Raw genomic sequence first — 8,733 nt, 5'->3', positions numbered from 1 at the left:
TACATGGGACAAGTTAGCCGATACGCAGGTATAACATGCTTTTACTAACTGGCGAAGTTAGGTTTCTCCATAAACTCCGCTCTTTTTCATAACTATGTCTGTACAGACCACGCACATCTTGTGAGATATCTCCGTTGTTTTTAGTTTTTTATCGATATATCCAATATCCAGAAGCAGTTGTATTTGACTCGCTTCTTGATATGTCGCCCTACCCAAAATTCGTCGATAATGGGGGTGGTAAGAACATTTAAATTACGCGATATTTACACCATTCCTCATGGATTATGACATATCTGCATGGTCTGCACAATAATAGATATGATAGACTTGTTGCATAAACCTGGCATGACCTTTTCTTGCCCCATAGGTTCTTGAGGAGAGACGCCCTCGACACGAGATTGAGACGACCCCTGAGCCAAGGAACGCCCAGGGGGAGGATTGGCACATCGGTGCTTGAGTGTATCGGTGCGTGATCGGAGGGTCGGAAGGGATGGGACGAACGAGTGGCAGCCAGGAAGCACAGGAAGACATCGAAGAGCAAGCGAAAGAAGCCGAACTGGTCACGGCGCAAGCCGGGCAGACCGAAGAAGAAGCGATGGATGCCTCCCCGCATAGGGCGGCCGAAGTATGACGAGTTCCGCGCGAACGAGGTCGGTGAGGTACCAAGGGAGATCCGCGTGCTCGTTGACAACGAGCGCATCCACGAGAAGGAGCCCGGCCGACCGGGGCGACCACCATGCAAGCGACGGGACATGCTCAAGTGCCTGCTCCTCATCGAGTTCATGAACTGCGTTGCACAGAAGTCGTGGTCCCTCCTCAACATCTTCAAGGACACTCTGGGACTGGAGAATGTCCCCCGACCGAGGACGCTCTACCAGTACCGGGCGGATCCAGGGATAACAGCGACGCTCCAGCGGCTTCAGAAGACGGCCGCATGGGAGCTGTGGATGAAGGAGCGCATCGCGGCAATGGATCCGACCGGAAACCCACTGGCCAAGGGAAAGGCATGGAGCACTGACCGAACCAACCCGAAGAAGCACCGCGAGTATGACAAGGCGCACTACATGGTAGGCGTGCAGACACTGGTCATTCCATACACCAAGGTGACCAGAGGAACCTGGCATGAGGCGCCCTTCTTCGAGGAGTTCCTGGCAGAGACGGTCCCTGGCAGCAACATCGAGAGGGTGGCGACGGACCCTGCCTTCGTGTCAGTCAGGAACTACGAGGTCGCACATGAGTATGGCGTCACCCCGTACATCAAGCCGAAGGACAACGCGGTGTTCCGCCCTCACCCTGCGAACGCCTACGAGGCGCATGTCCTCTTTGCCACGAGGTTCCCGGAGAGATGGAAGTCGGTGTACCGTTGGAGGGTCAAGGCAGAGTGCGCCATACATTCCAAGAAGGCGGCCTTCGGGGATGTCATCCGAGGACGACTTCGCTCAAGCCGGAGGAATCAGGAGATATGCCGAGGCGTCGTGCACAACATCCGAATGAGCATCATGGACCGCTACGGAGAGTGACCCAGGTTTATGAACAAGTCGGACGCAGCCGTCTCTTCACGAAGATTCTTATGCTGAGAACCCAGTTCGAAGTACTGGTAATCCGATGGAGAATTCCCGATTGGCGAAAGCCAGGATTCTCGTTATGGTTCTAATGCCGGTTACAGCTATGATGCTCTTGAGCACCATGCCATTGATGCAATTCGTGGATAAGACCCAACCTTCATCTGGTTGCGCGTATTCGGGCTCGATACTCGCGGAAGCGAACGCGTCTCTCGCGAACTCTCCATGGCCAATGTTTGGACATGACCCATGCCATACTGGAAGGAGCCAATACGACACCTCGGCAAACGACGGTCGGAAGAAGTGGGAATTCGCGACACAAACCTATGTGAGATCTTCACCCGCGATAGGCGCAGACGGCAGAGTTTATTTCTGTTCCGACGACGGCTATCTGTATGCGGTAGATGCAGCCGGGAAGAAAAGCTGGCAACTCCAGCTGACCGTCCCTTCCATGCCTGGTGCCGTCTCTTCCCCCGCGATAGCCACAGACGGCACGATTTACATTGGCGCAGCGGATTCTAGGCTGTATGCAGTCAATCCTCACGGGACGAAGAAGTGGGAGTTTGCTACCGGTGGTTGTATAGGGGCCTCCCCTGCAATAGGCGCAGACGGCACTATCTATGTTGGCTCTGAGGACTCCAAGTTGTACGCAATAAACCCTGACGGTACGAAGAAATGGGAGTTCTATGCTGATGGCGAGGTATATTCATCTCCTGCGATAGCACCCGACAGCACAGTCTACTTTGGCTGCCTGGGTAGCGGGACAATATACGCGCTGAACCCTGACGGGACAAAGAAATGGGACTTCGCTACCGGTGGTGCCATAGTCTCCTCGCCGGCCATCGACTCAGACGGAACAATCTACGTCGGTTCTGAGGATTACAGGTTATACGCGATAGACCCCGACGGGACCAAGAGATGGGAGTTCAATACTGGCTACCAGGTGTGGTCGTCTCCAGCGATAGCCGCAGATGGCACGATCTACATAGGCTCTGGGACGCCCCTGGGCCCTTATGGCAAACTGTACGCGATAAATCCCGACGGAACAAAGAAGTGGGAATTCGCCACTGGTGGTGCTGTGGAATCATCTCCCGCAATAGGCGCGGACGGCACAGTCTACATTGGTTCTTGGGACTACAAGCTCTACGCCATAGCCCCCGATGGAACAAAGAAGTGGGGATTTGCTACTGGTGGTCCCGTGGTCTCATCCCCAGCAATAGACGCGGACGGCACGATCTATGTCGGTTCGCTTGATCGCAGACTGTACGCAATAGGTGGGCACATTACCGTGACCTCTCCCTCCATTGGCACGGTCTGGATGTCGGAGATCACATACACGATAACGTGGACGACGGACACGACGGTGAGCCCGAACGTGAGGATTGAGTACTTCTACGAATCCTACTCCAACGCTGCTACGATTTCCTCCAACACAGCGAACGATGGCGACTATTCATGGACGATACCCACAAACTTCCAGGTGGGGAAGAATTGCATCATAAGAATCGCAGATTTGAGCAACCCTTCAATATACGACGACAGCGACCCCTTTGAGATTCGACTTTCTCCCAAGTCACTCAGAGTGACATCTCCCTGCAGTGAATCAATATGGATGTCACAGAGCACCTATACAATAGCGTGGACAACGGACGGAACGGTCGGCCCCTATGTGGAGATTAAATACTACTATGAGTCCTACTCTACCGCTGTCACGATTTCCTCCAACACTACGAACGATGGCAACTACTCATGGACCGTGCCATCGGGTATCGCCCCGAGGTCAGCCTACGTGATAAGGATCACGGACCTGAGCAACGTCTCCGTCTACGACGACAGCGATCAGTTCACTATCCAGATCATTTCCATACTGCCCGGCACGATAGCAGTGACATCACCATCAGCTGGCGCAGTTTGGACATCTGGAAGCACGCACAGCATCACGTGGACGACAGCTGGGGCAGTCGGCTCCAGCGTGAAGATCGAACTCTACTACGGATCGTATTATTCGAGCGCCCTTACGATTGACGCAAGCACCGCCAACGACGGCAACCACTCATGGAGTGTGCCATCGGACATCGCCCCGAGGTCAGACTACGTGATAAGGATCACGGATCTCGGGAACATGTCCATCTATTGTGATAGCGGCATATTTGAAATCAAGGCGCCGTCGGGTCCATCTCGTCCTGCGGACACCTCGGAGTGGCTGCTACCTGCAGTCATAGTCCTCATCGTCATTGCAGCTGCAGCTACTGTCGTAGTCCTTCTGCGCAGAAGGATGACAAGTGGAAAGTAGGTAGCACCTGCCATCCTTGGAACGTCATCGGAGGACGGCTCCGCTCAAGCCGCAGGAACCAAGAGATCTGCCGAGACATCGTGCGCAACATCCGAATGAGCATCATGGACCGCTGCGGAGGGTGACCCAGGTTTTCGCAACAAGTCGATATGATATGAAGAACTTTAATAAATCAAACAGGAAATTACTACCGCAGTTACCAAAAGATACGGAAGAGGTAGAATGGTTAGATTAAACAACACCGACCCCCCAAACGCCTAACAGTTAACACATGGGATACTTCATGGACATAATGGCCCGCAATACATACCAGCATACTAGCATTTTTTGTTATGGGCTTTAATACCTGTGAGCCCTAAATCCCGATGGGTGCATAAATTTACTGGTAAATTCGTGCTCCCTTCCCGACTTTGTGGCGGCACCTTTGAGGGCGTCCATATGAAGACGTAACGGACACACATACCGACGATCAATCTTAACTTCATTTCGTAGGTCTCAAGGCACGTTTGACCTGTGATGAATCCCCTCCATTATTCTGTCGTAATCTCCAGAATTCTATCCATGCAAGATCAGAGAATGTCGGACAGTCAGATAGCGGCGAAAACCATCATTCCAAAGTTGGAGACGTTTTCCTACTGGTAGCAAATTCGTATCGGAAAGCCAGACGTCTAGTAACGGGAACAGCTTTAAAAACCGGTAGATTCGATGTTAATGTCCTAGATAGAGCTCATTCGAAGTTTATGAGCATGGAACCGGTCAGCTCGAACAAGCCTGTTACGGCCACGTTACTTTCGTTTGTGGGTGGGATGCTGTCGGCAAGGCCGCGCTCGCTCTGTATTTGCACACTGGAATGAGGCCTTCCGAGCTCAGAACTGCAAGGCTGAAGGATTTGGACCTGTCCAGACTTGAGATTGTGGTAAGCAATCCCAAGGGCAAGCGCAGATGGGCCAATGGCGAAGACAAGGCTCCGATAATAGGCTGCGCTGAAGGGTGCATCAAGAGATACTTGGAGCTGAGATCAGAAGCCCTAAAGAGAGTCGGACTAGAGGCAAGGTCTGCGGAGCCTTTGTTCCCATACATCGCAGAGGATGGCAAGGTCGATTACTGGAACGAGCGAATATGGCAACGCTTGAAGGTCCAAGTCGAGATGGCGAGCACAATCAAGTTCAGATGGAAGGATCTGAGGCCGACGTTCGCGCAGAAGTCGAAAGACCTCGGCGCACCGATTGAGGCCGTCTCTCAATGCCTGAGACATACGAGCACTAGAACCACAGAGTTGTACTACGCGAGAATCCGAAGCGATACGGCGTTCTCCCTAGTTCGGCAGGCGTGGGAAGCACCTGCTGTAAAAATTCTATGAGGGCCTTCATAGAAAATGGCCAGTAAATGAAAAGTGGGCCCAACCGGACCCGAACCGCTGACGCGAGCAAGAGCCGAATGCTGATCCTGGATGCCGGTATGCACTACCCGGCTAGCCTTTCTCGCCTCTTGCGGTTACTGTGCCCTTGTCTTCATAGAAAAGGATGAAATCCCCCACCTTAATCTTGAGTGCATCCAGCAGCTCATCCGGGACGGTCACCCGCTTGTTTGTCGAAATCTTGACACTCCCTAGCATCCTCATATTCAGGCCTCAAACGATGACATTGACAGAAGTGGTATTTAAGGCTTCTCTGTTCGAAGCACCTGGAAGTTACCTCCATCCCGCTAGGCCGCGTATGACCGAAATGACCAAGTAGCCTGACAATCCTTCTTTTCCCTGCCGCGTTCGAGAAAAGAGGCCGCCCCGCGGCCTCCACGGAAATGACGCGACTCGAAAGGAGAGATGTATATGGTATCTGAAACGGAGAGCGAGAGAATGCCTCGGATCTTCTACGGACCTATCGTAGAGCTCCAGGACGGGTTAGAAGAGTGCGGAGTGCCCCAGGAAGTCATCGACGATGCCCTTGATCGCATCGAGAAGACAATCTCCAGAGCACTCAGGCACGCAGGTGAGGCTGAGGACCAAGAGGGCGACGCCCCAGAGAATGATGCGTCAGAGGAGGATCAGTAGCCCCCTCCAAAACCTAACGACCGCTGTGCGCCGCAGGGCGCGCAGCGTGTCGGATTTTATTGAAACAAGGAGGAAATTTAATGGAAAATTGTACGAAATTCGATCGGCTCCCGGCTCGTAACGACCTCGTGAGAGGTTTGGATGAACGGGCCGTACTTAAGCATGTAAGGAAGGTCGCATACAGCATTCGATACTGCAGGGAAAACGCAACCCCGGTGGGAAGAAACGGCCTCGCGGTGCCCATCAAATCCGGTTTCCGGGGCGTATTCCGTTTACCACCCGTTTACAGAACGCCTACCATACCGTCCACCATGTCGTACACCCTATATCGATTACAGAGCCCGGCGAGCGTGGGATTCTCGTGGCTGCTGTGGACTCCCGGGGGTGTGTAGCATGACCAAGAGAGCGCATGTACCGCCATCGAGGGAGAGATACTACCAAGCTCACCCCGTGGTCTCCTTCAGAGCCTCTCAGGAAGACTACGCCGCCCTCAAGAAAACCCTCGGGACCTCGGGCAAGTCGATCGGGCAGTTCTTCAGGGAAGCTCTTGGAACGGCACGGCGCGACACGAGGATCGCATACGAGAAGGGCCGCAGGGATGGCTATCGCAAAGCGAAGAAGGAATATCGCGTCATCGTTGGGTGCAAATTGTGTGGAGGCCCGATTCTTGTTAAGGGCGATGTCATGAAGATGAAGGTCAGTGACGCGGTTGCCAAGGTCTACGACTGGTACCACAAGGAATGCAAGCCGTCGGAGTTGGCTGAGGATGAGTGTGAACTATTCGACAGAGAGACCGAAGATGAATAGTGCTCGAAAGGGAAAGGTGCCGGGCAGAACCGCTGAGCCCGAGGACAGGCCTGTCGTGCTCGAGCCCTACGCCTTCTCTTCACTGCTCAGGGCGGCGGTTGAGATCCATGGGAGAGAGTCGTTGGGCTTCCTGATAGGCCATCCGGACCGTCAGTTCATCAAGGGGAAGATGACAGAATGCGTGTCCGTCAACGCCTGCTGTCCTGTGCAGAGTGCCTTTCGAGGCAAGACCCAGGTAGGGTTCAGCAATTTGGCTGCTAGGCATCGCGTGGAGCAGACGGTCAATGCAGTAGGGTTCGAATTCTCGGACCAGGACATCTCAACCAATACTTCCACCGGGAAGCTCCTACTCTGCGTTCTTGCGGGGGTCGCTGAGTTTGAGCGAGAGCTTATCCGTGATCGCACCAAGGCGGGTTTGGCTCGCGCTGGAGCCCAGGGAAAACGACTGGGAGCTCCGGCCAACGAAGTCGATGTTGCCAAGGTCAGAGAGCTCAGGATTCAGGGGATGAGCCTCAGGGCAATAGCAGTCGTACTGGGCGTCTCCCATGAGACCATTCGCAACCGGCTGAAGGAAGGTCAAAAGAACGAGGGGGTGAACGGCACGAACGAACGCCCTAAGTAGGCGCCGTGCCAAAGAAATGTCCGATAGTTTGACACCCCCTTCGATTGATACCCCTGCCGAGGGAAACCATGCGACTCGGCAAGGTCGCAGTAGTGCTACCCTCGGTGGAAAACGAAGAGGACAGAAACGGGGGGCGAGGTCAATGGGCCGATACCCTCTGAAGACAGCCATAGGGGAATACATGAACACAACGAAGGACTGCTACTCTCCTGCGACGATAGCGAACAAGCGCATCGTCCTTGAGCGACTGGACAGGGAGTATTCGAGGCTTCGGGAGGACAATCCTAGCCTCTCTCCGGACCCTGCGAGATGGGGGGAGCCTGAGATTGTAGCCGTCCTTCTTGGGATGCGCGGAAGAGGAATAGCCCACGCGTCTCAGCTGACGGAGCTGCGGGTTCTGAACGGATTGCTGAAGTTCCTCGGCAACCCGATCCTGGACACCCTGAAAGCCCGGATGCCGCATCTGTTCCCCAAAGTGGTGTATCAGCGCGGTTCGAGCCTTACACAGGACCAGCTCTCGGCAGTCCTTACGGCCGCTGAGAGCGTGAAGGGATGGAAGGGGGAATATGTTCGATTCCTCTTTGCCACATACGCATACACTGGTCTGAGGTCGAATGAGTTGCTGATGGCAGACCGGCAAGACCTAGACGAGACGAACTGGACCCTGCGCGTGAACCATCCGAAAGGTGAACGGACCTATGGTGAGAAGCGAATCGCGCCAATCCCTGAGCCACTGAGACCTGTGGTCTTGAGATACCTCAAGGCGAGGGAAACCGTGCTGGCTAAACACGGTATGCTGGAGACCGGTCCGCTAGTGTTCCCAGAACGGGAACCGACGAAGCACCTGCATAGATGCACCATCAAGCATTGGAAGAAAGAGCTGGAAGAAGAGTCCGGTGTGAAATTCACAATCCACGGACTGCGCCGGACCTATGGGCAAATACTCCTCGATAGGGGAGTTCCAATTGAGGCAGTCTCCCTGGCTATGGGACATGCCTCGACCCTTACCACCGAGAAACACTATTGCCGAAAAGACCCCGACTCCGCTAGGCTCGAAGTAGTGGATGCCTTCGCGGAATCGAGGAACGTGCCGAAGGTCAATCCCCCCGTGATTGAAAAAAAGGAATTCCTGCCTGGCTACGCCTAAGAAGCTTTAATTACGCAAACGATATGGAGGAAAGCCCATGGCCGGGGTGGGGTAGTGGTATCCTTGGGGACTGTGGATCCCTTGACCCGGGTTCAATTCCCGGTCCCGGCCCCGTCTCTCTCTTTTCAGCACAGTTCAGGCGAACCTGGCCCCGCAGTTGGGGCATTCAGTGTCGTTCTCCGACACCGGCTTCCCGCAGCTCGGGCACTCGAACTCCAGGACTTCGGGAGGGTCGGCTGACTTGGAATCGGC

9 protein-coding genes and 1 tRNA gene are annotated in these 8,733 nt (G+C 54.3%); 8 read left to right on the top strand and 2 right to left on the bottom strand.

The window, feature by feature from the left end; all coding sequences use genetic code 11:
- The first annotated feature begins 503 nt into the window (after positions 1–503).
- The 3 genes from KJ653_02320 (at position 504) to KJ653_02310 (ending at position 5,215) form a co-directional block, all read left to right on the top strand.
- Complete coding sequence (locus tag KJ653_02320; protein ID MBU0684672.1) at positions 504–1,520, top strand: hypothetical protein; 1,017 nt, start codon at positions 504–506, stop codon at positions 1,518–1,520.
- A 166-nt stretch (positions 1,521–1,686) separates the two neighbouring features.
- Positions 1,687–3,855, top strand: coding sequence for a PQQ-binding-like beta-propeller repeat protein (locus KJ653_02315; GenBank protein ID MBU0684671.1), 2,169 nt, complete (start codon positions 1,687–1,689; stop codon positions 3,853–3,855).
- 850 nt (positions 3,856–4,705) lie between these two features.
- Complete coding sequence (locus KJ653_02310) at positions 4,706–5,215, top strand: site-specific integrase (protein ID MBU0684670.1); 510 nt, start codon at positions 4,706–4,708, stop codon at positions 5,213–5,215.
- Between the two features lie 111 nt (positions 5,216–5,326).
- Here the strand turns inward: KJ653_02310 and KJ653_02305 are convergent, their stop codons facing one another.
- Positions 5,327–5,470 (bottom strand): AbrB/MazE/SpoVT family DNA-binding domain-containing protein, encoded by a 144-nt coding sequence (locus KJ653_02305; GenBank protein ID MBU0684669.1) that lies wholly within the window; start codon positions 5,468–5,470, stop codon positions 5,327–5,329.
- A gap of 213 nt (positions 5,471–5,683) precedes the next feature.
- Here KJ653_02305 and KJ653_02300 point away from each other — a divergent pair, with 213 nt between their 5' ends.
- From KJ653_02300 to KJ653_02280, 5 genes are all read left to right on the top strand, one after another.
- Positions 5,684–5,905 (top strand): hypothetical protein, encoded by a 222-nt coding sequence (locus KJ653_02300; GenBank protein MBU0684668.1) that lies wholly within the window; start codon positions 5,684–5,686, stop codon positions 5,903–5,905.
- Between the two features lie 393 nt (positions 5,906–6,298).
- Positions 6,299–6,712, top strand: a complete 414-nt coding sequence (locus KJ653_02295) for a hypothetical protein (GenBank protein MBU0684667.1) — start codon at positions 6,299–6,301, stop codon at positions 6,710–6,712.
- Positions 6,705–7,334 (top strand): recombinase family protein, encoded by a 630-nt coding sequence (locus tag KJ653_02290; GenBank protein MBU0684666.1) that lies wholly within the window; start codon positions 6,705–6,707, stop codon positions 7,332–7,334. The genes KJ653_02295 and KJ653_02290 overlap by 8 nt, the downstream gene beginning before the upstream one ends.
- A gap of 142 nt (positions 7,335–7,476) precedes the next feature.
- Positions 7,477–8,481 carry a site-specific integrase gene (locus tag KJ653_02285; protein MBU0684665.1) on the top strand — a complete coding sequence of 335 codons (1,005 nt, stop codon included), beginning with the start codon at positions 7,477–7,479 and terminating at the stop codon, positions 8,479–8,481.
- A 40-nt stretch (positions 8,482–8,521) separates the two neighbouring features.
- Positions 8,522–8,592 (top strand) — tRNA-His (locus tag KJ653_02280).
- 24 nt (positions 8,593–8,616) lie between these two features.
- On the opposite strand, the gene KJ653_02275 is transcribed toward KJ653_02280, so the two are convergent.
- A complete protein-coding gene (locus tag KJ653_02275) occupies positions 8,617–8,700 on the bottom strand; it encodes a zinc-ribbon domain-containing protein (GenBank protein ID MBU0684664.1) in 84 nt (27 codons plus the stop codon).
- Positions 8,701–8,733 lie beyond the last annotated feature (33 nt).

This window comes from Candidatus Thermoplasmatota archaeon (assembly GCA_018814355.1).
Classification (GTDB): domain Archaea; phylum Thermoplasmatota; class Thermoplasmata; order UBA10834; family UBA10834; genus COMBO-56-21.
The sequence above is the reverse complement of the archived record's forward strand: the minus strand, read 5'-3'. Positions and strand labels throughout refer to the sequence as shown.

Coding starts and splice junctions, on each gene's coding strand:
- KJ653_02285 (MBU0684665.1), top strand. CDS start 7,477: ATGGGCCGATACCCTCTGAAGACAGCCATAGGGGAATACATGAACACA.
- KJ653_02315 (MBU0684671.1), top strand. CDS start 1,687: ATGCCATTGATGCAATTCGTGGATAAGACCCAACCTTCATCTGGTTGC.
- KJ653_02295 (MBU0684667.1), top strand. CDS start 6,299: ATGACCAAGAGAGCGCATGTACCGCCATCGAGGGAGAGATACTACCAA.
- KJ653_02305 (MBU0684669.1), bottom strand. CDS start 5,470: ATGCTAGGGAGTGTCAAGATTTCGACAAACAAGCGGGTGACCGTCCCG.
- KJ653_02300 (MBU0684668.1), top strand. CDS start 5,684: ATGGTATCTGAAACGGAGAGCGAGAGAATGCCTCGGATCTTCTACGGA.
- KJ653_02310 (MBU0684670.1), top strand. CDS start 4,706: ATGAGGCCTTCCGAGCTCAGAACTGCAAGGCTGAAGGATTTGGACCTG.
- KJ653_02290 (MBU0684666.1), top strand. CDS start 6,705: ATGAATAGTGCTCGAAAGGGAAAGGTGCCGGGCAGAACCGCTGAGCCC.